This is a genomic window from Streptomyces sp. NPDC045678 (assembly GCF_056432085.1).
This window is the reverse complement of sequence record NZ_JBWKJS010000009.1, coordinates 467,143-491,807: the sequence shown is the minus strand read 5'-3', so window position 1 is coordinate 491,807 and position 24,665 is coordinate 467,143. Positions and strand designations below refer to the sequence as shown.

22 protein-coding genes are annotated in these 24,665 nt (G+C 70.8%); 5 read left to right on the top strand and 17 right to left on the bottom strand.

What is annotated here, in order from left to right; translation table 11 throughout:
- Positions 1-98: 98 nt before the first annotated feature.
- Positions 99-1,079: an alpha/beta fold hydrolase gene (locus AC07DO_RS31100; RefSeq protein ID WP_479064171.1), complete on the bottom strand. Its 981-nt coding sequence runs from the start codon at positions 1,077-1,079 to the stop codon at positions 99-101.
- 356 nt (positions 1,080-1,435) lie between these two features.
- On the opposite strand from AC07DO_RS31100, the gene AC07DO_RS31095 reads away from it, so the two are divergent.
- Together AC07DO_RS31095 and AC07DO_RS31090 are read left to right on the top strand one after the other, a co-directional pair.
- Complete coding sequence (locus tag AC07DO_RS31095; RefSeq protein WP_479064169.1) at positions 1,436-4,930, top strand: ThuA domain-containing protein; 3,495 nt, start codon at positions 1,436-1,438, stop codon at positions 4,928-4,930.
- 28 nt (positions 4,931-4,958) lie between these two features.
- Positions 4,959-5,852, top strand: a complete 894-nt coding sequence (locus tag AC07DO_RS31090; RefSeq protein WP_479064167.1) for a sugar phosphate isomerase/epimerase family protein — start codon at positions 4,959-4,961, stop codon at positions 5,850-5,852.
- Here AC07DO_RS31090 and AC07DO_RS31085 read toward each other — a convergent pair.
- The 6 genes from AC07DO_RS31085 to AC07DO_RS31060 all read right to left on the bottom strand — a co-directional run bounded on the left by AC07DO_RS31085 (position 5,846) and on the right by AC07DO_RS31060 (position 10,771).
- Positions 5,846-6,439, bottom strand: a complete 594-nt coding sequence (locus AC07DO_RS31085; protein WP_479064165.1) for an N-acetyltransferase family protein — start codon at positions 6,437-6,439, stop codon at positions 5,846-5,848. The two genes, AC07DO_RS31090 and AC07DO_RS31085, sit on opposite strands and share 7 nt — an antisense overlap.
- The gene (locus AC07DO_RS31080) at positions 6,436-7,005 is read right to left on the bottom strand and encodes a helix-turn-helix domain-containing protein (RefSeq protein ID WP_479064163.1); all 570 of its coding nucleotides are present in this window, start codon (positions 7,003-7,005) and stop codon (positions 6,436-6,438) included. The genes AC07DO_RS31085 and AC07DO_RS31080 overlap by 4 nt, the downstream gene beginning before the upstream one ends.
- 50 nt (positions 7,006-7,055) lie before the next feature.
- Positions 7,056-7,913 (bottom strand): ABC transporter ATP-binding protein, encoded by an 858-nt coding sequence (locus AC07DO_RS31075; protein ID WP_479064161.1) that lies wholly within the window; start codon positions 7,911-7,913, stop codon positions 7,056-7,058.
- A 2-nt stretch (positions 7,914-7,915) separates the two neighbouring features.
- A complete protein-coding gene (locus AC07DO_RS31070; RefSeq protein ID WP_479064231.1) occupies positions 7,916-8,941 on the bottom strand; it encodes an ABC transporter substrate-binding protein in 1,026 nt (341 codons plus the stop codon).
- A 57-nt stretch (positions 8,942-8,998) separates the two neighbouring features.
- The gene (locus AC07DO_RS31065) at positions 8,999-9,862 is read right to left on the bottom strand and encodes an ABC transporter permease (RefSeq protein WP_479064158.1); all 864 of its coding nucleotides are present in this window, start codon (positions 9,860-9,862) and stop codon (positions 8,999-9,001) included.
- Positions 9,863-10,414: 552 nt separating this feature from the next.
- The gene (locus AC07DO_RS31060; protein ID WP_479064156.1) at positions 10,415-10,771 is read right to left on the bottom strand and encodes a beta/gamma crystallin domain-containing protein; all 357 of its coding nucleotides are present in this window, start codon (positions 10,769-10,771) and stop codon (positions 10,415-10,417) included.
- A gap of 227 nt (positions 10,772-10,998) precedes the next feature.
- Here AC07DO_RS31060 and AC07DO_RS31055 point away from each other — a divergent pair, with 227 nt between their 5' ends.
- Positions 10,999-11,787 (top strand): SDR family NAD(P)-dependent oxidoreductase, encoded by a 789-nt coding sequence (locus AC07DO_RS31055; RefSeq protein ID WP_479064154.1) that lies wholly within the window; start codon positions 10,999-11,001, stop codon positions 11,785-11,787.
- 51 nt (positions 11,788-11,838) lie between these two features.
- Here AC07DO_RS31055 and AC07DO_RS31050 read toward each other — a convergent pair whose 3' ends face one another.
- The 6 genes from AC07DO_RS31050 to AC07DO_RS31025 all read right to left on the bottom strand — a co-directional run bounded on the left by AC07DO_RS31050 (position 11,839) and on the right by AC07DO_RS31025 (position 19,382).
- Positions 11,839-12,738 (bottom strand): LysR family transcriptional regulator, encoded by a 900-nt coding sequence (locus tag AC07DO_RS31050; protein ID WP_479064152.1) that lies wholly within the window; start codon positions 12,736-12,738, stop codon positions 11,839-11,841.
- Between the two features lie 531 nt (positions 12,739-13,269).
- Positions 13,270-14,484, bottom strand: coding sequence for a glycine C-acetyltransferase (locus tag AC07DO_RS31045; protein ID WP_479064150.1), 1,215 nt, complete (start codon positions 14,482-14,484; stop codon positions 13,270-13,272).
- 62 nt (positions 14,485-14,546) lie between these two features.
- Positions 14,547-15,575 carry an L-threonine 3-dehydrogenase gene (gene tdh / locus AC07DO_RS31040; RefSeq protein WP_479064229.1) on the bottom strand — a complete coding sequence of 343 codons (1,029 nt, stop codon included), beginning with the start codon at positions 15,573-15,575 and terminating at the stop codon, positions 14,547-14,549.
- A 122-nt stretch (positions 15,576-15,697) separates the two neighbouring features.
- Positions 15,698-16,882, bottom strand: a complete 1,185-nt coding sequence (locus AC07DO_RS31035) for a Gfo/Idh/MocA family protein (protein ID WP_479064148.1) — start codon at positions 16,880-16,882, stop codon at positions 15,698-15,700.
- Positions 16,883-17,049: 167 nt separating this feature from the next.
- The gene (locus AC07DO_RS31030; protein WP_479064145.1) at positions 17,050-17,928 is read right to left on the bottom strand and encodes a discoidin domain-containing protein; all 879 of its coding nucleotides are present in this window, start codon (positions 17,926-17,928) and stop codon (positions 17,050-17,052) included.
- Positions 17,925-19,382, bottom strand: a complete 1,458-nt coding sequence (locus AC07DO_RS31025) for a M1 family metallopeptidase (protein ID WP_479064139.1) — start codon at positions 19,380-19,382, stop codon at positions 17,925-17,927. The genes AC07DO_RS31030 and AC07DO_RS31025 overlap by 4 nt, the downstream gene beginning before the upstream one ends.
- 498 nt (positions 19,383-19,880) lie before the next feature.
- Here AC07DO_RS31025 and AC07DO_RS31020 point away from each other — a divergent pair, with 498 nt between their 5' ends.
- Both AC07DO_RS31020 and AC07DO_RS31015 read left to right on the top strand, forming a co-directional pair.
- Positions 19,881-21,815, top strand: coding sequence for a DUF2264 domain-containing protein (locus AC07DO_RS31020; RefSeq protein WP_479064137.1), 1,935 nt, complete (start codon positions 19,881-19,883; stop codon positions 21,813-21,815).
- 335 nt (positions 21,816-22,150) lie between these two features.
- Positions 22,151-22,600 (top strand): hypothetical protein, encoded by a 450-nt coding sequence (locus AC07DO_RS31015; protein WP_479064135.1) that lies wholly within the window; start codon positions 22,151-22,153, stop codon positions 22,598-22,600.
- A gap of 71 nt (positions 22,601-22,671) precedes the next feature.
- Here the strand turns inward: AC07DO_RS31015 and AC07DO_RS31010 are convergent, their stop codons facing one another.
- The 4 genes from AC07DO_RS31010 to AC07DO_RS30995 are packed head-to-tail and all read right to left on the bottom strand — an operon-like array spanning position 22,672 to position 24,584.
- The gene (locus tag AC07DO_RS31010; RefSeq protein ID WP_479064133.1) at positions 22,672-23,208 is read right to left on the bottom strand and encodes a GAF domain-containing protein; all 537 of its coding nucleotides are present in this window, start codon (positions 23,206-23,208) and stop codon (positions 22,672-22,674) included.
- Entirely contained in the window at positions 23,205-23,798 is a 594-nt protein-coding gene (locus AC07DO_RS31005) for a GTP-binding protein (RefSeq protein WP_479064131.1), read from the bottom strand. Before AC07DO_RS31005 ends, AC07DO_RS31010 begins: the two co-directional genes overlap by 4 nt.
- Complete coding sequence (locus AC07DO_RS31000) at positions 23,776-24,147, bottom strand: DUF742 domain-containing protein (RefSeq protein ID WP_479064129.1); 372 nt, start codon at positions 24,145-24,147, stop codon at positions 23,776-23,778. Before AC07DO_RS31000 ends, AC07DO_RS31005 begins: the two co-directional genes overlap by 23 nt.
- A 2-nt stretch (positions 24,148-24,149) precedes the next feature.
- Positions 24,150-24,584: a roadblock/LC7 domain-containing protein gene (locus AC07DO_RS30995; RefSeq protein ID WP_479064127.1), complete on the bottom strand. Its 435-nt coding sequence runs from the start codon at positions 24,582-24,584 to the stop codon at positions 24,150-24,152.
- Positions 24,585-24,665 lie beyond the last annotated feature (81 nt).

Below are 24,665 nucleotides of genomic sequence, written 5' to 3'. Positions count from 1 at the left end.
TTTTGGTGATCAGGATGGCAAGAGCCGTGTAACGAGAGATTGTTACGCACGGTTCTGTGGGAGCCCGGGGGTGAGATTCCCCCGGGCGACCCGACTTCTCAGAGCACTCGCTTGTCCAGCCAAGCCGTCAAGTCCTCCTGGACCTCGTCGCGGTTGGTCTCGTTGAGGATCTCGTGGCGGGCGCCCGGGTAGCCCTTCCAGGTGAGGTCCTCCGCGCCCGCATAGCGGAAGTCCTCCAGGAGTTCGTGGACGAGGGTCATGCGCTGATTGCAGGGGTCCTCCTCGCCGACGGCGACGTGGATGGGCAGATCGGCGGGGACGCGCGCGAAGTTGCGCGGGTCGTTGATCTTCCGTACGGCGCGCACCCAGTCCAGGGAGAGACCCGCCGAGAAGGCGAACCCGCAGCGTTCGTCGGCGGCATAGGCGTCGACCTCGGACTCGTCCCGTGAGAGCCACTCGAAGCCGGTGCGGTGCTCGTAGGGGTCGTTGAACGAGGCGAAGAGGTCGGAGACGTACGACGACCGCGCGGCCCGGCCGTGTTCCGCCACCTCGCGTTCCAGGCGGGCGATGGACCCCTCGATCTCGGCGCCGGGCAGCGAGCGGAACGTACCGGAGAGGATCACTCCGGCGAGTCCGTCGGAGTACTCCTGGGCGTAGTCCCGCGCGAGCATCGAGCCGAGGCTGTGCCCCAGGAGGAAGAAGGGGGCGCCGGGGTGCAGCGTGCGCACCTGGTCGCCGATGGCCTTCAGGTCGTCGACGATCGCACGCCAGCTGTCGGCGTCGTCGGGGCCCGCCGTCTCGGACGTCACACCGTAGCCGCCTGTGGCCTGGGCCGTGGCGCCGTGACCGCGGTGGTCGGAGGCGACCACTCCGTAGCCGTGCTCGGTCAGGTGGCGGGCGAAGCGGTCGTAGCGCAGGGCGTGTTCGGCGGCTCCGTGCGCGATCTGCACGTACGCGCGGGGCCTGCCGTCGGCCGGCAGCCAGGTGTACGTGGCCACGGGCACGCCGTCCGCGGTGTTGCACAGCCCCGCGGTGTAGGCGGGGGCGGCAGCGGTGGTGTCGTCAGCTCGGTCGGTCATCGCGCGGGCTCCCTGATACGTGTGCGTACGGTCCATGGTCGACGGATTCCGTGTATACAGTCGTCCGTCTCCTGCATACAGTCGACGATCTTCACGAGTACGGTCGACCGTCTCCCGGCCAGCCTCCCCCGCGCGCGGGACGTCATGCAGAACCCACCCGGCCGGAGCCCACGCGGCGCGTCCCACCCATTGACCCTCCGCGGAACCGGAACCTAACCTGAGTCCCGCGCCGAGAAAGCGCTTTCTAAACTTTCCGGCACCTCACCGCACACGCGACTCACCGCACACGCGACTCACCGCACACCCGGCAACCGGCAGCCGGCCATCAGCCAAGCCAGCCCAGCCCAGGGAGCGCCATGAGTTCCAGGAGTTCCAGGAGTTCCGTGACTCCGAGGAGAGCGCCGCGAGGCGCACCCGGAGCCCTGCTCGTCCTCGTCGCCCTGCTCGCGCTCGTCGTGGGCCTCGGCATCGCGGCCCCGCCCCGCGCCGAGGCCGCGCCGGCCTTCCGTGTCCTGGTCTTCTCCAAGGTCACGAACTACCCCCACGACTCGATTCCGGCGGGCGTCGAGGCGATCGAGAAGCTCGGCGGCGAGCACGGCTTCGAGGTCGAGGCCACCGACGACGCCGGGGCGTTCACCGACGCCAACCTGGCCCGGTTCCAGGCCGTCGTCTTCAACAACACCAACTCCACGCCCGAGAAGGGCGATCTGCTCGACGCGGCGCAGCGCGCCGCGTTCCAGAAGTACGTCCGGGCGGGCGGCGGCTGGGTGGGGCTGCACGCGGCGTCGGCGAGCGAGCGCGACTGGGGCTGGTACGAGGGCCTGGTCGGGGCGATCTTCGACAAGCACCCCGCCGTCCAGAAGGGGCGGGTCAAGGTGCTCGACCACGCGCACCCGTCCACGAAGGGGCTTCCGGAACTCTGGGAGCGCGAGGAGGAGTGGTACAACTGGCGCACCAACCCGACCGGGAAGGTGCACACCCTCGCGCAGATCAAGGTGCGCGACGGCGTCTCGGGACTCGACGAGGGCGCCGACCACCCGTGGTCCTGGTGCCAGAACTACGACGGCGGCCGCTCCTGGTACACGGCGGGCGGGCATGCCGCGTCGGCTTTCAAGGAGGAGGGGTTCCTCCGGCACATCCTCGGCGGCATCCAGTGGGCCGCCGGTGACAAGCCGGGTGACTGCACGGCCACCAGGACGGGTGCCTTCCAACGCACTCCGCTGGTCACCGCCGACCTCGCCGACCCGTTCGAGCTGGCCGTCGCGCCCGACCGCCGGGTCTTCTTCGTCCAGCGCACCGGGAAGCTGAAGATCATCGACCAGGAGTCGCTGAAGGTCTCCACAGCGCTCGATCTCGCGTACACGCCGGAGATGACGAGCCAGTCGGACGGACTGCTCGGTCTCGCGCTGGATCCAGGGTTCGAGGACAACCACTGGCTGTATCTGCTGCACTCCGACAAGACGGAGAAGCGGATCAATCTCTCCCGTTTCACCGAGGCCGGCGGGAAGGTCGACGCGTCGTCGGAGAAACGGCTGCTGACGATTCCGACGTGGCGCGGCGAGGGCCGGGCGAATTCGCACATGGCGGGGTCGATCGCCTTCGACAAGAAGGGTGATCTGTACGTCGCGACGGGCGACAACACCGACCCGTTCGCGTCGGACGGTTTCGCGCCGATCGACGAACGCGAGGGGCGCCGCGCCTGGGACGCGCAGGGCACTTCCGGGAACACGAACGATCTGCGCGGCAAGATACTGCGGATCACGCCGAAGGACGACGGGACGTACGGCGTGCCGGAGGGGAACCTGTTCCCGCCCGGGACGGACAGGACGCGGCCCGAGGTGTACGCGATGGGGCTGCGCAATCCGTTCCGTATCACGACAGATCCGATCAGCGGCGCCCTGCTGATGGCGGACTACGGCCCCGATGCGAAGAAGGCGGTGGCGGACCGCGGCCCCGAGGGAACGGTCGAGTTCGACCGGATCACCGAGGCCGGCAACTACGGGTGGCCGTACTGCATCGGGGACAACACGCCGTTCAACGACTACGACTTCGCGACGAGGACGTCGAAGGCCATGTTCGACTGCGCGAAGATCGTCAATGATTCGCCGAACAACACGGGGCTGCGCGAGCTGCCGCCCGCTCAGCCTGCCGACGTCTGGTACGCGTACTCCGAGTCCAAGGAGTTCCCCGAGCTCGGCACGGGTGGCGGCGGGCCGATGAGTGGTCCCGTGTACGACTACGACGCGGCGAACACGTACAAGACGAAGTTCCCCGAGTACTTCGAGGGGAAGTGGCTCGCGTACGAGCTGACCCGGCAGTGGTTCAAGGCCTTCTCGATCCAGGAGAAGGACCAGTCGTTCTCCGACCCGCGCTTCCCGCCTGCGAAGGCGGGCGATGTGCAGTCGATCAACTCCGTCTTCTCCGACATGAAGTGGAACCAGCCCTTCGACGCCGACTTCGGGCCCGACGGAGCGCTGTACGTGATCGACTTCGGGCTCGGCAGCGGCACAGGCCGCGGCGGCAGCAACGAGGGCTCCGGCATCTACCGCATCGACTACGTGGCGGACGGCCGCCTCCCGGACGCCCGGACGAGCGCGACGCCGGACAACGGGAGCGCGCCCCTGACCGTGAAGTTCTCCAGCGAGGGGTCGGGGCTGCCGGACAGCACGCCGGTCACGTACGCCTGGGACTTCGACGGCGACGGCAGGACCGACTCGACCGAGGCGGACCCGACGCACACGTACACGCGGAAGGGGCAATTCACGGCCCGGCTGAAGGTGACCGGACCCAAGGAGCTGAGCAATCTCGCGGTGCGGGACATCACGGTGGGCAACACGCGGCCGGAGGTGACGATCCAGCGGCCTCCGAACGGCGGGACGTTCAGCTTCGGGGACACCATCCCGTTCAAGGTCAAGGTGACGGACCGGGAGGACAGGCGGGTCGACTGCACGCGGGTCGTCGTGCAGTCCCAGTTGGGCCACGACACGCATCTGCACCCGCTGGACAACTACACCGGCTGCGCGGGCGAGATCGTGACGGACGCGGGCGACAGTCACGGCCCGGGGCAGAACCTGTACTACGGCATCACGGCGCAGTACGAGGACAAGGGTGCGAGCGGTGTTCCCGCGCTGACGGGATCCGCTGCGCTGACGCTGCGGACGTCGTTCCGTGAGGCCGAGCACCGGACCGCCTCGGGCGGCGCGCACGGCGGGGCCGACATCGGCGACCGCGCGGACGCGTCCGGCGGCAAGCGGCTCATCGAGATCGAGGACGGGGACTGGGTCTCCTTCGACCCGGTGCACCTCAAAGGCGTCGACTCGGTGACGGTGGGGGCGGCTTCGGGCGGTCTCGGCGGTGACGTCGAGTTCCGCGCCGGGTCTCCCACGGGCCGGCTGCTCGGCAGGGTGAGCGTGCCGAACACGGGAGGGTGGGGCAACTTCGTCTCGCCCACCACCGAGCTGGCCGCCCACGACAGCACGACGAACGTGTACGCCGTCTTCACCAACCCGGAGTGGTCGTCCGACAAGGCCGACCTGCTCACGGTCGACTGGCTGCGCTTCAACGGCCCCGGGGTCGAGAAGAGGACCGGGGCCGAGGTCACGGTCCGAGCCGCCCCGGGCAGCGGCCCGGCGCCTCTCGCCGTCAAGCTCACCAGCACGGTGAAGCTCCCGGCAGGCCGTACCGCGGCCTCGTACCACTGGCACTTCGGCGACAACTCGAAGCCCGGCGCGACGGGAAGCGGCAGCACCGAGCACACGTACGCGCGCGTGGGGACGTACACGGCGCACCTGACCGTCACCGACGACAAGGGCGACACGACGACCGGTGCCGTCCGGATCGCGGCGAAGTGAGGACGACGACGAGAGGGAGAGGACAACCATGAGCGGATCTCCGAGCGCGTCTTCCGCCGACGGCGCCAGACGTGCCTTTCTCCGCACGTGCGTCGGTACGTCGCTGGGTCTCGCGGCGGCCGCAGGCGGGGCCCTGCCCGCGCGGGCTGCGGATCGGGCGTACAAGCGGCGCATCCCGCGCGGCGGCATCGGCATGCACCTGTACACGATGCGCGACGCCCTGGCGTGGGACTTCGCGGGCACCCTGGAGCGGCTCGCCGACATCGGCTACGCGACCGTGGGGGTGAGCGGCCGCCACGGGTACGACGCCGTGGCCATCAGGCGGATGCTCGACGCCGTCGGGCTCCGTGCGGTCCTGGAGCACGTCGCCTATCCCACGCTCACCGGCCCCGGGCTCCCCCAGGCACTCGACGACCTGCACACCCTGGGCGCGAAGTGGCCCGTGGTGCCAAGCCTGCCCGGCGCGCTGCACACGCCGGACGGGTTCCGGGAGGCGGCACGGCAGTTCAACAGGATCGGGCGCGCGTCGCGCGAGGCGGGGCTCGGCCCCGTGCTGTTCCACAACCACGGTTCGGACCATGTGGTGGTCGACGGCACGAACCTGTACGACGTCCTGGTCACCGAGACCGATCCCGAGCTGGTCGGGTTCGAGCTCGACGTGTACTGGGCGGTGAAGGGCGGTGCCGATCCGGCGACGTACTTCCGGCGCCGTCCGCGCAGGTTCCCCGCGCTGCACGTGAAGGACATGGCGCCCGACGGCGGGTTCGCCGACGTCGGTTCGGGGACGCTCGACTTCGCCGCGATGTTCGCCCACGCGCGCGTGGGGGGCGTCCGGCAGTGGCTGGTCGAGCACGACTCCCCCGCGGACCCGTTCGCCACCGCGCGGAACAGTTACGCGTATCTGGCGGCGTTGCGCTACTGACGCAGCACCCGCTCCGGCTCGGCGTCGGTCGTTCGGCGCCGGGCCGCTGTTCCAAGGCGTTTGTAGAAGAGGGTCGTCGCGTGGAGGGCTCCCGAGGGGTCCGCCGCGTAGTCGGGGATGGTGCCGGCCTCGGTCCAGCCCGCTCTGCGGTAGACGGTCTCGGCGGGGCTGCCTGTCTCGGTGTCGAGGACGAGGAGGGTGACGCCCGCTTCCGCCGCCGCCTGTTCCGCGGCGGCCAGAAGGGCGCGGGCGATGCCCTGTCCGCGGGCGTCGGGGTGCACCATGAGCTTGGTGATCTCGGCGCGGTGACGCCCGTTGGGTTTGTCGGTGAAGGCCACGCTGACGGTGCCCGTGACGCGCGAGTCGTCCCGGTCTCCGGCCCGCGCCACCCACACGGCGAGCCGGCCCGCCTCGACGTCCGGCCCGAGCCCCTGCCACCAGTCACTCGCCGCGGCCCGGTCGAGGCCCGCGAGGAACCCCAGCGAGCTCCCGCCCCGCACCGTGTCGGCCAGCAGGTCTCCGAGCTGCCCCGAGACGGCGCGAAGGCCTGCGGCGGTGAGGCGTGCGAGGCACGCGCCGCGGGTCACGGCTTCACCACCACGAGGGCGTACCGCACCGCCTCCTCGCCCGCGCAGCGGAACCGGGACGCGCCCCACAGCCGGAAGCGCAGGCAGTCTCCGGTGCGCAAGGTGTGCGGCTCGCCCTGGACCGTGACCTCAAGGCCCCCTTCGAGCACCCAGATGTGCTGTTCGAGGCCGGGCACGGACGGGCGGTCGTAGGCGAGGTCGGCGCCCGGCTGGAGCCTGCCCTCGACCAGCTCGCCGCGCATCCCGGTGCGGGGCGGCGAGACGGCCCAGCGCATGAAGCCCGCCTCGTCGTCCGCCCAGACCGCCTGGTCGACCGCGCGCACCACCTGGGCGGGCTCCGCCTCCACCTCGCTGAGGAGCTGCGACATGGTCCGTTCGTAGACCGCGCAGAGGCGGTTCAGCAGGGCCGCGGTGGGGCTGATCTCCGCGCGCTCGGCGCGGGACAGGGTGGAGCGGCTGACCCCGCTGAGCTCGGCCAGCTCGCCGAGGGACCAGCCGCGTTCGGCGCGCAGCTCGGAGAGCCGGGCGGCGAGGCGCGCGTCGACTCCCTCTCCATCGTGTTCCATATCTGGGAAGCTATCCCACATTCGAGACGGTAACAAGGTCACGCCGCGCCTCAGTCGTGCGCCGACACCGCCCCCAGCAACTCCCTGACCCGCCCCGTCGCCGCACGGAACTCCATCGAGGCCAGGGTCTTCGCGTACGCCCGCCGCGGCGGCAGGCCGACCTCGATCACCTCCGTCACCGTGCCCGGGCGCGGGCTCATCACCACGACGCGGTCCGCCAGATACACGGCCTCGGCGATCGAGTGCGTCACCAGGAGCACCGTGGTGCGGGTCTCGCGCCAGATGCGGTTCAGCTCGACGTTCAACTGCTCCCGCGTCAGCGCGTCGAGCGCGCCGAACGGTTCGTCCATGAGCAGCACGGGCGGCTCGTGCAGCAGTGCACGGCACAGCGCCACCCGCTGCTGCATGCCGCCGGAGAGCTCGTGCGGGTACGCGTCCTCGAAGCCGTCGAGCCCGGTCATGCGGATCAGATCGTCGGCACGCGCGCGTGCCCGCTCGGCGGGGAGCTTGCGCATCTCCGCCTGGAGCAGGATGTTGCGGCGCGCCGAGCGCCAGTCGAGCAGAGCGGCGCGCTGGAACACGTACCCGATGTCGGGCCGTGGTCCCTGGACCCGCTCACCGCCAAGGAGCACCTCGCCCGACGACGGCGCGAGGAGTCCCGCGACGAGTTTGAGCAGCGTCGACTTGCCGCAGCCCGAGGGTCCGACGATCGCCACGAACTCCCCGGCGCCGATGTCGAGCGTGACATCGCGCAACGCGGTGACGTCCTTCTTCTTCGTACGGAAGCGCACGGCGACGTCGCCGATCCGCACGGCGGGCGCGGCCGTGCCCACGCCCCCGGCCGCCGCTCCCCCCGTGTCCGTCTCCGCACGTCGGCCGAGCTTTCCGAGCGTCGCGTCGTTGGACATGGTCACCCCTTGATCCCCTTGGCCGAATCCCAGTACTCCGTCACGGACTTGGGGTTCTTGACCAGGCCCGCTTCGGAGAAGACCTCGATGGTCTGCTTCCAGTCCGCTTCGGTGTTGGCCCCCGGCGCCTTGCCCTTGGTGGCGTCGGTGTGCAGCAGCGTCAGCGTCGTCTTGAACTGTTCCGACAGGACGTCCTCGGGCGGCAGTTGCTCGGAGGCGCCCTCCATCGCCGCGACCGCCGGGCCCGGTTGCTTCTCGGCCGCCGCCCACGCCTCACTGACCGCCGCGGTCATCCGCTCGGCCAGATCGCCCCTGCCCTGGAGGGTCCTGCTGCCGGCGATGAGGCCGTTGGAGTAGAAGTTCAGGCCGTGTTCGGAGAAGCGGAGGTACGAGACGTCCTTCTCGGCCTTGTTCCGCATGGTGGGACCTTGGTCGCTCGCGTAGCCCAACAGCGCGTCCGTCTTGCCGGAGATCACGGCGGCGATCTTGCCCGCGGGGTCGGTGTTCTGGACCTTGACGTCGGAGACGTCCATGCCGTTCTTCTGGAGGAAGATCGGGAAGGTCTTGGTGAGCGCGTCGCCCGCCGTGCCCGCGACCGTCTTGCCCTTGAGGTCGGCGGGCGACGCGACGCCCTCGGTCTCGAAGGACTGCACGGACGCGGGCGTGGTCTGCAGGAACACCCCGAGGCTCTTCACGTCGACGCCCTGGTCGACACCGGCGAGCACGGCCGGCGTGTCCGCCCAGCCGAAGTCGGTCTGTCCCGCGCCCGTCGCCTGCACGGTCTTCTGGGATCCCTGCCCCGCCCTGATCTCCAGGTCGATGCCGTGTTTCTCGAAGATCTTCCGCTGCTTGCCGTAGTAGAACGGCGCGTGCTCGCCGTACGGGTACCAGTTGAGCGTCAGGGTCGCCTTGTCCAGCTTCTCGCCGGAGGCGCTGGTGCTCGTCCTGTCGTCGTCACCGCAGGCCGTCGCGGTCGCCGCGACGAGCGCCATGGGGACGAGGGCGGTGAGGAGTCTGCGCGCGTGCATGGGACGGCCCTTCTCGCGTACGGAGGACATGGCGGGGGGAGTGAGCGACGAACGGGGTCAGTACGTGGTGGCCGCGCCCTGGTCCCTGCGGCTCGCGTGCCACGGGAGCAGCAGCTTCTCCGCGATCTCGACGAGCGCGAACAGGACCACGCCGATGAGCGACATGACGAGCAGCCCCGCGAAGAGCATCGGCGTGTCGAGGTTGCCGTTGGCCTGGAGGATCACGTAGCCGAGGCCCTCGTTGGCGCCGACGAACTCGCCGACGACCGCGCCCGTGACGGCGAGGGTGACGGCCACCTTCAGACCGGAGAAGAGATGCGGGAGCGACGCCGGGAAACGGATCTTGAGGAAGGTCTGCCAGGGCCGCGCGCCCATCGTGGCGGAGAGCTGCAGCATCTCGGGATCCACGGCCTTGAGTCCGGTGACCATCGAGATGACAACGGGGAAGAAGGCGATCAGGACGGCGATGAGGATTTTCGGGGCGATGCCGAAGCCGAGCCAGACGACGAACAGCGGGGCGATCGCGATCTTCGGTACGACCTGGGCGAAGAGCAGGATGGGGTAGAGGGTCTTCTCGACGGTGGTCGAGGCGACCATCAGGACGGCGGAGAGGATGCCGACGGCCACGGCGATGACGAAGCCGATCAGGGTCTCGTACGTGGTGACCCAGGTGTGCTGCCACAGGTAGTCGGGCTTGTCGAGAAGGACGTCGAAGGTGGCGCCGGGCGAGGGCACCAGGTAGGCCTCGACCATCTCGGTGGCGGCGATGACCCACCAGGCGGCGAAGCAGACGACGAGGAGGGCGAGGGGGCGCCAGCTCTTCTCGGCCGCTTCGGCGGTACGACGCCCGAGGCCCGGGCGTTCCCGTTCGGCGACCCCCGCCGCCTTCACGGGGGTTCTGGACACAGCGCTCTGGCTCACGGTGAACTCCCCAGGCATTCGGCGAAATTCGGAGGCAGTTGCGGAGAGCGATTGCGGAAGCAGCATCGGAAAACGCTTTCAGAAAGCGCTTTCTGGCAGGCTGTCAGCCACGCTAATGAGTGGCCGGCCGCGGGGTCAATAGGTCGGACCTGAGTTTCGCGGCGCCGTCCTCACCTGGCCCGAGCGCCTCACGACGGTCGCGGACCGGTCTGCGGGGTTCCGCGCGGCGCCGGCGGAGGCGGGCGTCGCGCCGCCGCGGCGCCGGGTCGCCGGAGGGGGCGTTCGCGCGGAAGGGTGGTGGCGCTGCCCTTGCGGGAGATGGGCCGCGCGGTCCTATAACTGGCCCTGATGGGAGTCGGCGGGGCGGCGGTCGCGGATGGAGCGGGTACCGGGGGAAAAGGCGTCAAGGCGGAGCACGGGAAGGCGTGATTGAAATACGGAACCGGCCACGCCTGAAAAGGCGTGGCCGGAGCAATCGGAAGTGGCCATGGTGCGGAGATGACCACCGTTTTGCCGAGCTATTGACTCCTATTTACCGGAGCATTTGGCTCGTCACAGGATTTCGATGTCCTTCACCTTCGGCGGACGGTGCGGGAAGGTGATGTCGGTCCACCGGTTGATGCGCACGGAGTCGCCATTGGCGTCGTAGTAGATCAGGTCGTTGTTGCCCGTGGAGATGCGGTCGACCCACCAGCTGCCGAAGCCGGTACGGCCCTTGTTGGCGTAGCAGTCCACGCTCGAGCGGCCGTCGCCGCTGTGCGACCAGATCTTCAAGAAGTTCTCGCCACCACGGCATTCGACGTGGTCGATGGCGAAGGCGTTACCGCTGGGCATCACCACGGTGAACGCGGCGGCCGCAGCGATCGCCACGGTCGCGGAGCGGGCTACCCTCTTGGTTTTCGTCAGCACAATTACTCCCTGATTTCGGGCCCGTACATGGCCATTCGACGGCCACTTCCGGGAAACGTTTTGCGCTTGCACGATGACGATCCTGTAAGACTCCTGTACATGGCAATCTTTGAAATGGCGCACGGCCGAAACGCGTCGCCCTATGTCCTGATCGATACTATTCGGGTCATTTGATGACCCTAAGGGCCAAGATTTCGGGCAGAAGGGACGAGGGAAGTGGGACACGCATGGATCTGCAACTGACCGGAAGGACCGCGCTGGTGACGGGCGCGAGCCGCGGCATCGGTCTCGCCACCGTGGCAGCGCTTCTCGACGAGGGTGTGCGCGTCGTGGCGGCGGCCCGCACGATCACCCCGGATCTCGAGGCCACCGGCGCTATCGGCGTCGCCGTGGACCTGGCCGCGGCCGACGGGCCCGCCCGCCTCGTGGACCGGGCCCGGGCCGAGCTCGGCGGGCTCGACCTGCTCGTCAACAACGTCGGCGGCGGGGACGCGGACGCCAACTGGACAGGCGGTTTCCTCGACGTCACCGACCGGCAGTGGTCGGACGCGTTCGACGTCAACTTCTTCGCCTCGGTCCGCACCGCACGGGCCGCGCTGCCCCACCTCGCCGAGGCCCGTGGCGCGATCGTCGACGTCTCGTCCACCAGCGCCCGCACGCCGCACGCCGGGCCCATCGCGTACAGCACCGCGAAAGCGGCCCTGACCGCCTTCGGCAAGGCGCTGGCCGAAGAGGTGGGACCACTGGGCGTGCGGGTCAACACGGTCTCGCCGGGGCCGGTCCGCACGGCCATGTGGCAGAGCCCCGACGGGTACGGCGCGCAGCTCGCCGCGTCCCTGGGCGTCCCCCACGACCAGCTCCTGGACAGTCTGCCCGGTACCGCGGGCATGGTCACCGGGAGGCTCGTCGAGCCCGCCGAAGTCGCCGCGCTCATCGTCTACTTGGGCTCGCCTCTCGACGCGAGCATCACCGGGGCGGACCACGTCATCGACGGCAACTCCGTCAAGACGGTGTGACGCGGCGGAGGGATCGACGGGGGGTGAGTGACGAGGGGGGCGGGGCCGTCTTCAGGCCGCCGCCTCCCCCAGCGCCGCCAGCACCGGGCGGATCAGCGGGTGGTCCTCCGCGCCGCACCGCACCGCCGCGAACACCCGGCGCGTGGGGGCCACGCCCTCGACCGGGCGCACCACCGCGCCCGACACGTCCATGCCGCGCAGCGCCGAGCGCGGGACGAGGGCGACCCCCGCGCCTGCCGAGGCGAGAGCGACAACTGCCCGGAAGTCGTCCGACCAATGTTCCAACAGGGGCTGGAAACCGGCCTGTTCGCAGGCGAGCACGACCACGTCGTGGCACGGGTTGCCGGCGAAGGGACCGATCCACGCGTCCTTGGCGAGCTCGGCCAGGGCCACCCGTTCCGCGTCCGCGAGCCGGTGGCCCCGCGGGAGCACCGCGTCGAAGGGCTCGGCGTAGAGGGGGACGCGGGTGAGCCGCGGGTCGTCCGCGCCCGGCGCGCCCCGGTACTCGACGGCGACGGCCACGTCCACCTGCCGGTCCAGGACCATCGGCAGGCTCGCGTCGCCCTCCGCGTCCTGCACGCGGACCCGGATGCCGGGGGCGGAGTCCGCGAGGCGGGCCAGTGCGGGAGCGACGACCAGGCCGATGCCGGTGGCGAAGGCGGCGACGGTGACGGTGCCCGCCTCGCCGGAGCTGTACGCGGCGAGCTCGGCCTCGGCGCGCTCCAGCTGGGCCAGCACCGCGTTGGTGTGCGTGAGCAGGATCTCGCCGGCCGCGGTGAGGCGTACGCCCCGCGCCGAACGCTCGACGAGCCGGTGCCCGGTCTCCTGCTCCAGGGCGGTGAGCTGCTGGGAGACCGCGGACGGGGTGAGGTAGAGCGCGGCGGCAGCGGCCGTGACCGTGCGGTGGTCGGCCACCGCACGGAGGATGTGCAGCCGCCGCGCTTCGATCATGCGGCGATTCTCCCAAACCGAGAGCCACCGGTGCACCACGGGCCCCGGTCGGGGCCGGAGACCGGCCTTGGCGGGGCCGGGAGCGCGTTGGCCCCGGCGGGGGACGGGAGCGCGTGAGGCCCGGCGGAGGCCGGGGCCGCGTGGGGTTGCCCGGAGCCCGCGGGGCTCCCGCCCTGGACGGCGCCGGGAGCACGGCAGCCCTGGCCGGCGCCGGGAGCACGGCGGCCCTGGCCGGAATCCGCAGCGCGTCAACCCCGGTCGGGGCCGGAAACGCACCAGCCCAGCCGGGGCCACCAGCGCGCCAGACCTCGACGAAGCCCCGCAACACCGGAGGCTGCAACGCTTCGGCCCGTCGGGGCAGCAAGCGCGTAATGCCGGTCGGCGCAGGAGCGCATCAGCCCGGTCAGCGCCGGATGCGCGTCAGCGTCGGTCGCAGCCCACGGTGCCTCACCCCGGCCGACGCCAGGAGCACGGCAGCCCTGACCGGAACCCGCAGCGCGTCAGCCCCGGTCGGCCGGAGCCGGGAGCGCGTCAGCCCCGGTGGGACTCCCGCTCCAGCTCAGCCCGCGCAGCGACGAACGCGTCGACCGCGCGGTTCACGTCCTCCATGGAGTGTGCGGCGGACAGCTGTACGCGGATGCGGGCCTTGCCCTGCGGCACCACCGGGTAGGAGAAGCCGATCACGTAGACGCCGCGCTCCAGGAGCAGCTCGGCCATGCGTCCGGCCACCGCCGCGTCGCCGATCATGACCGGGGCGATGGCGTGGTCGCCGGGCAGGACGTCGAAGCCCTCGTCGGTCATCCGCGAGCGGAAGAGAGCCGTGTTGGCGGCGAGGTGTTCCCGCAGGTCACCGGCGGACTCCAGGAGGTCGAGGACCTTCAGGGAGGCCGCGGCGATCACCGGGGCGAGGGTGTTCGAGAAGAGGTACGGGCGCGAGCGCTGGCGCAGCAGGGCGACGATCTCGGCGCGGGCGGCGACGTAGCCGCCGGAGGCGCCGCCGAGGGCCTTGCCCAGGGTGCCGGTGATGATGTCGACGCGGTCCATGACGCCGTGCAGCTCGGGCGTGCCTCGGCCGCCGGGGCCGACGAAGCCGACGGCGTGCGAGTCGTCGACCATGACCATGGCGTCGTAGCGGTCGGCGAGGTCGCAGATCTCCGCGAGCGGGGCGACGTAGCCGTCCATGGAGAAGACACCGTCGGTGACGATCAGCTTGCGGCGGGCGCCGCCCTCCGTGGCCTCCTTCAGCTGCTGCTCCAGGTCCGCGAGGTCGCGGTTGGCGTAGCGGAAGCGGCGGGCCTTGGAGAGGCGGATGCCGTCGATGATCGAGGCGTGGTTGAGGGCGTCGGAGATCACCGCGTCCTCGGCGCCGAGCAGCGTCTCGAAGACGCCTCCGTTGGCGTCGAAGCAGGAGGAGTAGAGGATCGTGTCCTCCTGGCCGAGGAACGCGGACAGGCGCGCCTCCAGCTCCTTGTGGACCTCCTGCGTGCCGCAGATGAAGCGGACGGACGCCATGCCGTAGCCCCAGCGGTCGAGCGCCTCGTGGGCGGCGGCGACGACGTCGGGATGGTCGGCGAGGCCGAGGTAGTTGTTCGCGCAGAAGTTGAGGACCTCACCGGGACGCCCGCCGGAGGTGACGGCGACCGTCGCGGACTGCGGGGTGCCGATCACGCGCTCGGGCTTGTGCAGCCCGGCGGCGCGGATCTCGTCGAGGGTGGCCTGGAGGTCTTCGCGTACGGAGTCGAACATGCGTGATTCCTTCGAGAGGTCAGGAAAGTTCAGGGGCGGAGGGCCGGAGCGAGGGACGGTGGTCAGACGGTCCAGTCGAGGATGACCTTGCCGCCGCGGCCGCTCGCCGCGTCGTCGAAGGCGGCCTCGAAGTCGCGGTGACCGTACCGTCCGGTGATCACGGGGGCCAGGTCGAGACCGCCTTCGAGCAGCACCGACATCGCGTACCAGGTCTCGAACATCTCGCGGCCGTAGATGCCCTTGATGGTGATCATCGAGGTGACGATCCGCGACCAGTCGACGGCGAACTCCTCGGCGGGCAGTCCGAGCATGGCGATCTTGCCGCCGTGGGTCATGTTGGCGACCATGTCGCGCATCGCGCGCGGGTTGCCGGACATCTCCAGGCCGACGTCGAAGCCCTCGCGCAGGCCGAGCTCGCGCTGCCCGTCGGCGATCGTCGACTCCGCCACGTTGAGGGCGAGGCCGGCGCCGACCTTGCGGGCCAGCTCAAGGCGCTCCTCGCTGACGTCGGTGACCACGACGTTGCGGGCGCCCGCGTGCCGAGCCACGGCCGCGGCCATGAGGCCGATCGGTCCGGCCCCGGTGATCAGCACGTCCTCGCCGACCAGCGGGAAGGACAGGGCCGTGTGCACGGCGTTGCCGAACGGGTCGAAGATCGCGGCCACGTCGAGGTCCACGGGGACGCGGTGCACCCACACGTTCGACGCGGGCAGCGCCACGTACTCGGCGAAGGCGCCGTCCCTGCCGACCCCGAGGCCCACCGTGGCGCGGCACAGGTGCCGCCGCCCGGCCAGACAGTTGCGGCACTTGCCGCACACCAGGTGGCCCTCGCCGCTGACCCGGTCGCCGATCTTGATGTCGGCGACGTCGCGGCCGGTCTCCACGACCTCGCCGACGAACTCGTGCCCGACCACCAGCGGCGCGGAGATCGTCTGCTGCGCCCAGCCGTCCCAGGCCCTGATGTGCAGGTCCGTCCCGCAGATCCCGGTGCGGAGCACCTTGATGAGCACATCTCCGTGGCCGATGACCGGCTCCGGTACGTCCTTGAGGCTGAGACCCGGCTCCGCCTTCTCCTTGACCAGCGCCTTCAACGCCACGGCTCCCGTCGTACGTCGCTTCTTCCCCCGACGACACAGGAATCTTCCCTACGGCGGCGCCCCGGTCCATCGAGGATTTCTTAAGCGCCGCCGCAGCTTTCCTTCAGACCTTGGGTTCAGCGGGTCTGACCGCGCTCGAAATAGGCGATCAGCTCCGGGTCGAGGGCGGGCACCTCGCGGGGCGTCCCGCCGTCCCGCAGCGACTGGGTGGCCCGCACGCCCGCCGCCACCGCCATGCGCGCCGCGACGGGCGACGTGTCGGTACGTCCTCCCTCCCGCACGAAACGTACGAACTCGTCGATGAGCAGTGGATCCGCGCCGCCGTGCCCGCCGTCGTCCTGCGCGTCCGGTACCGCGTACTCGGCGTCGGCCGCGCCCCGGTAGCCCGACCGGCGCGCGTTCCACACCTTGACCACTCCCCCGGGCCCGTCGCCGAAGTTCTCCAGCCGGCCCGCGTCGCCGATGACGGTGTAGTTGCGCCAGTAGTCGGGCGTGAAGTGGCACTGCTGGTAGGCGGCGAGGACGCCGTTGTCGAGGCGCATGTTGACCAGGGAGACGTCCTCGACGTCGATGACGGGGTTGAGGTCGCGCTGGGTGTGCGGCGGCCAGTGGCCGTCCTTGGTGTACCAGTCGTCGGTCTTCGGCTCGCCCGGCTCGCGGCGGTGCGGATTGTCGCCGTAGACCATCAGGTCGCCGAGGGCCTGCACTTGGCGCGTGTAGCCGCCCGCGAGCCAGTGCAGCACGTCGATGTCGTGGGCGGCCTTCTGCAGCAACAGGCCGTTGGTGTACTGCCGTTCGGCGTGCCAGTCCTTGAAGTACCAGTCGCCGCCGAACCCGACGAAGTGCCGTACCCAGACCGTCTTGACCGCGCCGATCTCACCGCGCCCGATGATGTCGCGCATCAGGCGGACCACGGGCATGTGGCGCATGTTGTGCCCGACGTACAGCCTCGTGCCCGTCTCGTGGGCGGTGCGCAGGATCTCGTCGCAGGCCTCGACGCTCGTCTCCAGCGGCTTCTCCACGAAGACGGGCTTGCCCTCGCGCAGCGCCTCGCAGGCGAGCTGCGCGTGGGTGTGATCGGGGGTGAGGACCACGACGGCGTCGACGTCCGGGTCCTCGACGACCTTGCGGTGGTCGCTGGATATCAGCGCGCCGGGGAAGGCCACGGCCGCCTCGGCCCGGGCGGTGGCGTCGTGGTCGGCGAGCGCGGTGACGCGTGCGCCCGCGTCCGGCCGGTGGGCGGTGCGGGCGAGCGAGCCGCGCAGTCCGTAGCCGAGAACGCCGAGACGGAGGTCGGTCATGGAACTTCCTTCGCTTGAGCGGGTGTTGCGGGTGCGGGGGTGCGGGGGCGAGGGCGGGGCTGGGGTTGGGGGTTGGGGGTTGGGGGTTGGGGGTTGGGGGTTGGGGGCGAGCTTGATCCTTATCTATCCGGCCGCGCCCGCCTCTGTCGAGAGCTCGGACGGCCCCGCTACGGATGGACGAGCACGTGGGCGAGGACGACGCACCCGCTCCCCATGAGCCTGATCCGCACAAACCTCGCCGACTCGCCCTTGCCGAATGCGAGGAGCGTGGGCCGCAGCGCCTTCCCGCCGACGTGGCGGGTCGAGGCGTCGGCGAAGTCCGGGGTCCTCGACAGCTGTACGTCGAAGTCCGCCGTGGCCGTCGCCGCCCCGTTCCACACCTCGACCTGCCCGACGCGCCGCACCTCACCGAGGTCGACCTGCCACCAGGCGCCGGATTCGGCGAGCGTGCGGGTGTCGGTGGAGGTGTCGCCGTCGACGGCGTACGCGGCCGGGGCGCCCGCGTCCGTCGAGGACGGCGTCGCAACTCCCGTTCGGGCCAGGTCCGGGCGCAGCTGCTCGACCCGCTCCCGATGCGCGCCCGCACGCCGCGCCACAGCGACCGCCTCGGTGGGCAACCGGTCCAGTTCGGTGTGGTTCTCCGCCCAACCGTCGAGGGCGCGCCCGCCGGAGAGCACGGGGCGGGCTCCGGGTGCCGCGGTCCAGGTGACCGTGTGTCCCGCGCGCCCGGAGTCGGCGGCGCCGGGACGCAGGGGCGCGGACACCTCGTACACGCCGCCGCCGAGTTCGACGCGCACGTCGCGCGCCTCCCGCGCTGTGGTGGTGCGTGCGGCGTCTCTGGCGCCGGCGAGCGAGCACGGGCGTGCGGTGCTGCACGTGTCGCCGGTGCCGTGCGGGGCCGCGTGGAGGACCTGCGGGCGGGGCGCCGCGGCTGCGGAGGCGGGCGCGGGGGCGGCCAGGGAGCCGAGGGCCGACGCGGCGGTGAAGGCGGCGGCGAGGAGTGCGGACCGGCCGCCGTGACGGCGGCCCGCCGAGCGGCGCCTCATTCGGCGCCGCCCCAGTCGGGGTGCCCGGGCATCGGCGGATTGTCGAGGTCGAAGAGCCAGTGGCGCAGGAAGGTCCCGACGGACCGGTCCCCCGTCACCTGCACCGCGTTGTCGATGAAGTCCTGCGTGGACGCGTTGCCGTGCCGGTGCCTGGTGAGCCACGCCTTCATCACCGCGTCGAACCCGTCCTTGCCTATCTGCTGCCGCAGGGCGTAGAGGGAGACGGCCGCGCCGTCATAGATGTTGAATCCGCCGAGCCCGGTCGGCTTTCCGGGCGGGCCGTCGGTCTTGCGCACCGCGTCGAGTTTCTCGTACGCGGTCCTCATCTTCTCCTCGATGGGCTGGAAGCCCCTCCGATCCGCCCACACGGCCGCGTAGAACACGGCGGGCCCCTCGTTCAGCCAGGCGTCCTGCCAGGTGGCGGGGGTGACGGAGTCGCCGAACCACTGGTGGGTCAGCTCGTGGACCATGGTCGTGGAGTACGTGGGGCGGTCGAACCAGCCGGGCCCGAAGAGGGAGAGGGTCTGGTTCTCCAGGGCGTCACCGTAGCCGTCGCGCACGATCTGCACGCCGTACGTGTCGAACGGGTAGCGCACGCCGAGGGTCTTCTCCAGCCAGGCGAGCTGCCCGCCGGTCTCCTGGACGATCGGACGGTACTTCGTCGTCCGGCCCTCGGGGACGAGGTGGCGCAGCTTCACGCCGTGCGGGCCGCGCCCGTAGACGTACGTCTGCTTGTTGACGGAGATGCCGAGGAGCTCCGGTGCCATCGGGGAGTTGAGGGAGAAGTCCCAGGTCTCCTTGGCTCCGGGGGCCTTGCGCCGGCCGGTGCGGTTGCCGTTGGCGGCAGGCGTCCAGCCCTTGGGCGCGGTGAGGTGGAAGGACCAGGTGGCCTTGTCGGAGGGATGGTCGTTGACGGGCGCGAAGGTGTCGGCGCGCGACGCCTGGGCGGCCGAGGCGAAGCCCCCGTCGGACATGTGACGCCAGCCGGGCAGGCCGACGGGCTTCGTCCTGCCGTTGCCGTGGTACGTGACATCGACGTCGAAGGAGCGGTGGTCGCGCAGGGGGTGGGCGGGGGTGACGGTGAGCTCCTGGCCCGTCTTGCCGACGCCGATGGTCCAGGTGGCGGGCGCGCCGTTCACCGTGATCCGGTCGACGGCCAGCGAGTCCACGTCCAGGTTGAAGGACGACAGGTCGTGGGTGGCTCTCGCCCGGATCTTCATGGTGGCGGCGAAGTCGTACGTCACGGGGGTGAAGTCGAAGGAGAGGTCGTAATGGCGGACGTCGTAGCCGCCGTTGCCGAGCGTCGGGTACAGCGGGTCGCCCACGCCGTCCGAGCCGGGGGTGGAGATGGGGGTGGCGGGCGTCGCGTGGACGGGGGCGGCGAGCGCGAGGGTGGTGGCCGCGGCCGCCGTCGCGATGGCGGCGCGCAGAGGTCGGATCCTTTTCTCAGCCATGGGGTGGCAACGTAGTAATCGCTTACTGCGCCGGTCAATACCCTGTCACGCCTGAGCCATCGCCACATCAGCACAGGTGGAGCAGAAAGAACGTAGAAAGATTCCGGGCCCTCTTGCGCGCCGTAGCAACCGCTTACATGCTGTCGCGGGATCGGCTCACCTCAAGCGCTCCGACGCCTCCATGTGCCCCGACACCTCAGGGAGTTCGCATGCCCGCACCTGGCCCCCGTTCTGGATCCAATGGTTCCGCCGGGCCCGGCCGTCGCAGGTTTATCGCGGTGGGGCGGGGGTCGCGTCCGTCGTGGTGCCGTCGGTGATGGGCGGCTGCGGCACGGCGTGGGGTGCTGCCGCCTCTACTGGTTCCGAGGACACTCCTGCTCGTTCCGAGGGCACCTCTCCCGATTCTGATCGCACAGTTCCCCGCGCCCCTCAAAGCGGCCCGCCCCTCAGGGCAAGCCCCGCTTGCCGGCAGCTAGCGCCTAGGAGACACGAATCCTCATGCCCGCCCCGCATCTGACCCTGCCGCCCACCGACCGCGTTCTGTCTCCGCTCACCGGCTGGACCCGGGCGCACTGGGAAGCGCTCGCCGACCGGCAGTTGGATGCCCTTGTCCCGTACGCCACGCCGGGCTTCGCTCAGTACCGGCTGCCGGGGCGGAACAGTTGGTCGGGGGTCGTGTCGGACGGACTCGAAGGGTATGCGCGGTCGTTCCTCCTCGCCTCCTTCCGGATCGCGGGAGCGGGCGGCGAGGTCGACCCCCGCCTCGTGGAACGCTACGCGCAGGGTCTGGCCACGGGCACGGATCGTGACAGCGGTGAGGCGTGGCCGGAACTCACCGACTGTTCCCAGCAGATGGTGGAGGCCGCCTCCATCGCGATCGGGCTGCACGAGACTCGTCCCTGGATCTGGGACAAGCTCGACACCCGGGTCCGGGAGAGGGCCGTCGACTGGTTCTCCGGATTCGTCGGCGGGAAGACCTGGGACAACAACTGGCGGCTGTTCCAGGTGGTGTCCGAGCAGTTCCTCGCGTCGGTGGGAGCCCCTTACAGCCAGGCGGACATCGACGGCGGCCTCGACCGCATCGAGGACTGGTACCGCGGCGACGGCTGGTACAGCGACGGCGACGGGCGCAACTTCGACTACTACATCGGCTGGGCCATGCACCTCTACCCGCTGTTGTGGGCCCGAATGACCAGTGGGGCCGGTGGGGCCGGTGGGGACGACGGGGCCGACGGGGGCGACGGGGCCGACGGGGGCGACGGCGGCCGTGCCAAGGTCTACCGGGAGCGCCTCACTCAGTTCCTCGCCACCTACCCGCACTTCTTCGGCGGTGACGGCGCGCCCGTCCACCAGGGGCGTTCCCTGACGTACCGCTTCGCGGCCGCCGCGCCCGTGTGGATGGGCGCCTTGGCGGACTGCACGCCGCTCGCGCCGGGCCTGACGCGACGCCTCGCCTCCGGCACGGCACGGCACTTCGTGGAGCGCGGCGTGCCCGACGAGCGGGGACTTCTGCCGCTCGGCTGGTACGGGACGTACCTGCCCGCGACGCAGGCCTACTCGGGGCCCGCCTCCCCGTACTGGGCGAGCAAGGGCTTCCTGGGGTTGCTGCTCCCCGCCGACCACCCAGTGTGGACGGAGCGCGAAGTGCCGCTGCCCGTCGAGGAGTCCGACCAGTACACGGCGCTCCCCCAGCCCGGCTGGCTGCTGCACGGCACCCGGCACGACGGCATCGTCCGCCTGATCAACCACGGCAGCGACCACAACCCTCTCGAAGGCCCCGCCCAGGACGACCCGCACTACGCCAAGTTCGCCTACTCCACGGCGACCGCCCCTGAGACCGCCCCACGCGCGTGGGACCGCGCCGTCGACGGCCACATAGCCCTTCTCGCCCCCGACGGCACGCCCTCGCGCCGCCTCCGCATCCACCCGCTGAGCTGCGAGGGCCGCGTGGCCGCGTCCCGCCACGAGGCCCAGTATCCGGGCGGCGAGGCGGCGTACCCCATCGAGACGACGAGCGCGCTGCACGGCCCCTGGGAGATCCGCGTGCACCGCGTGCGGGCCCCCGCGGGGGCGACCGTCCGCGAGGGCGGCCACGCGGTGGCGGACGACACGCAGCCGCACACCGAGCACGGCCCCGGTTGGGCGCTCACCCGTACGACGACGGGTCTGACCAGCGCGGTCATCGCCCTGCACGGCTGGGACGAGAACGCGGGCGTCGCCCGCGAGGTGGCGGCCAACGCGTACGGCCCGCACTCCGCGACACCGTTCCTGACCTCCGCGTCCCACGCGGGCGGCGACAGCGTCCACGTCACCCTGATCGCCCTCTCACGGGACACGGTCAGCCCGCGCGCGCTGCGGGAGTCCGTCACCTGTTCCGTGGACGGCGACACCGTCCACGTCCGCTTTCCCGATGGGACCGGACTCGACCTGTGAGCTGATGCCGTTCGGCGAGGTTCGCCGGCTGCTCCCGGGTCCACCGCTGGTTGTTCCCGCCGTGGCAGGCGTGTCGTACTGCGGGGCCGTATCGCTGCTGCGCAACGTCCAGTGTTGAGTGCGCTAGCCGATGCACGCCCACTGGTTCGCCAGCGCCCCGTCAGCCCCCGTAGATCTCCAAGCACTTGCCGGAGTGCCAGCAAAGATCGAAAGCTTCCGGACCCCCGAGGCGATTCCGTGCGGCGACACTCCGCTGCAACCCCGGCCCACTCCTGCACGTCTTGCTACTGAGTACCGGCAGGAGCCGGCCACCCCGGGGGAACGAGACGCGAGCCATGCGAAAGTACGCGATCGTCCAGCACACCACACGGTTCTTCTGGCTCCCACGCGGTGCGGGACGCCAGCCGCCCACGTCCGTGTGGCGACTGGCGGGACTGTGGCTGTTCACACTCGCCTGCGCGGCCGGGCTCACCACGCTCGGCTGGGACGACGAACTCGACGACGGCCAGCCCATGGTGCTGCTGCTCGTTTTCCACGTCATCGACGACATCGCCGAGGGAGTACGGCACCGCTGGCCGGCCGCACTGGCCGCGATGACCCTTCTGTGGGGCGTCGCCCGGTTCACCGGCGCCTCCCTGCCCGGCTCCCTCGGCGAGGCCTGGACGCAGACCATCGCCGCCGCCGCCGGCGTCACCCTCGGTTTGGCAGCGAGCGGAATCATCACACGGCTTCCGGAGCGCCGACCACGCAGGCCCGTCGAGGGGCACGACGCCGAGCCCGGTTAGTCACAGTGGGGCCGGCCCGGACTTTCGCCGATCAGGTCAGGTTGTTGTCCGTCGCGCATTCCGAATGCGCCTCAGATCCCGCCCGCCTCCCGCCGATGGATCTGCTCGACCAGCTCCCCGGCCATGCGTTTGATCGTGTCGAGTCCCGCCGTGCCCCAGCGGCGCGGCTCGACGTCCACGACGCAGACCGTGCCGAGGACCGTCGCCGTGCGGTCGATCAGGGGTGCGCCCAGGTAGGAGCGGATGCCGGTCTCGTCGACCACGGGGTTGCCCGCGAACCGCGGATAGTCGCGGACGTCCTCCAGGACGAGGGCCTTGCGGCGCACCACCACGTGCGGGCAGTAGCCGTAGTCGCGGGTCATGTAGCGGCCGGCCGCACGTTCCGGGTGCCCCGGAGCGTGCAGGCCCGCGAAGAACTGTCCGCTCTCGTCGAGGAAGTTGACCATGGCGTACGGCGCGCCGGTCACCTCGGCGAGCCGGTCCGCGAAGGCGTCGAAGGCCGGTTCGGGATACTGCCCGATCCCGAGCCCGCGCAGCCTCCGCACCCGTGCGGGCGCCTCGTTGTCCACCGGGGTGAGCAGGAGGCGCCCGGTCGGGTCGTGCATCACGTGTGGGCTCCGTAGCTGGCCGCGGGGGCGTGGTTGAGGAGGTGCTTGACGAGGGTGAGGAGGGTCTGGATGCCGGAGCTCGAGATCCGTGCGTCGCAGCGCACGACGGGTACGTGCGGGTCGAGGTCGATCGCGGAGCGCACTTCGTCGGGCTCGTAGCGGTAGGCGCCGTCGAATTCGTTGATCGCCACGATGAAGCCCATGCCGCGCTGCTCGAAGAAGTCCACGGCAGCGAAGCAGTCCTCCAGGCGCCGCGTGTCGGCGAGCACCACCGCGCCGAGCGCCCCTTCGGAGAGCTCGTCCCACATGAACCAGAAGCGTTCCTGCCCCGGTGTGCCGAAGAGGTACAGCACGTGTTCCGGGTCGAGCGTGATTCTCCCGAAGTCCATGGCGACCGTCGTCGTGGTCTTGTTCTCCACGCCCGACAGGTCGTCGGTACCCTCGCTGACCGTGGTGAGCAGCTCCTCGGTGCTGAGCGGCGCGATCTCGCTGACCGCGCCGACGAAGGTCGTCTTGCCGACCCCAAAGCCACCCGCGACCAGGATTTTCAGTGCGGTGGGGAAGGGGTCAGAGCTGTCGTCGTAATCCATCGAGCACTGCCTCCAACAGGGACCGGTCAGTTGGGTTGTGGTAGAAGTCCGGGGCCTTCTGGGTGAGGGCCCCGGAGTCGAGGAGATCCGAGAGGATCACTTTGGTCACGGCCGCGGGCAGCTTCAGCTGGGCCGCGAGCTCGGCGACGGAGGTGGGCTCCTCGCACAGGCCGAGGGCTGTGGAGTGCTCGGGCCCGAGGTAGCCGAGCGGGGTGGAGCCGGTCGCCATCACCAGGGAGAGCAGGTCGAGCTGGCTGCTCGGTCTCGTCCGTCCGTTGCTGACGGTGTAGGGGCGGACCAGCCGCCCCGCGGCGTCGTCGAGCCAGGGCCCGTCGTGCGGGGCCGCCATCCTCAGTGCCTCATCGGGGCGGGTTCCCCGACGGGTTGGCGGGGGGCGGTGATCAGGTACGGCCGCACGCTCTTGACCAGCATCGCCATCTCGTAGCCGAGGACGGCCGCGTCCGCGTCGCGCCCGGCGAGCACCGCCAGACAGGTGCCGGAGCCCGCGGTGGAGACGAACAGGAGGGTGGAGTCCAGTTCCACGACGACCTGCCGGACGTCACCGCTGTCGCCGAAGCGGATGCCCGCGCTGCGCCCCAGCGAGTAGAGCCCGGAGGCGAGGGCGGCCATGTGGTCGGCGCTGTCCGGGTCGAGGCCGTGCACCGACTTCACGAGTCCGTCGGAGGAGAGCAGGACGGCGCTGTGCGTGTGCGGCACGCGCTGCACGAGGCCGCTCATCAGCCAGTCGAGATCGGATACCTGGCCGGTCGGCGCATCGCTCGCCATGGTGGATCGACTCCTTGGGGTACGGACGTACGTAGATCTGCGCAAGCAGCGGTGGGGGGTCGGGGTCGGGCCCGGGGTACT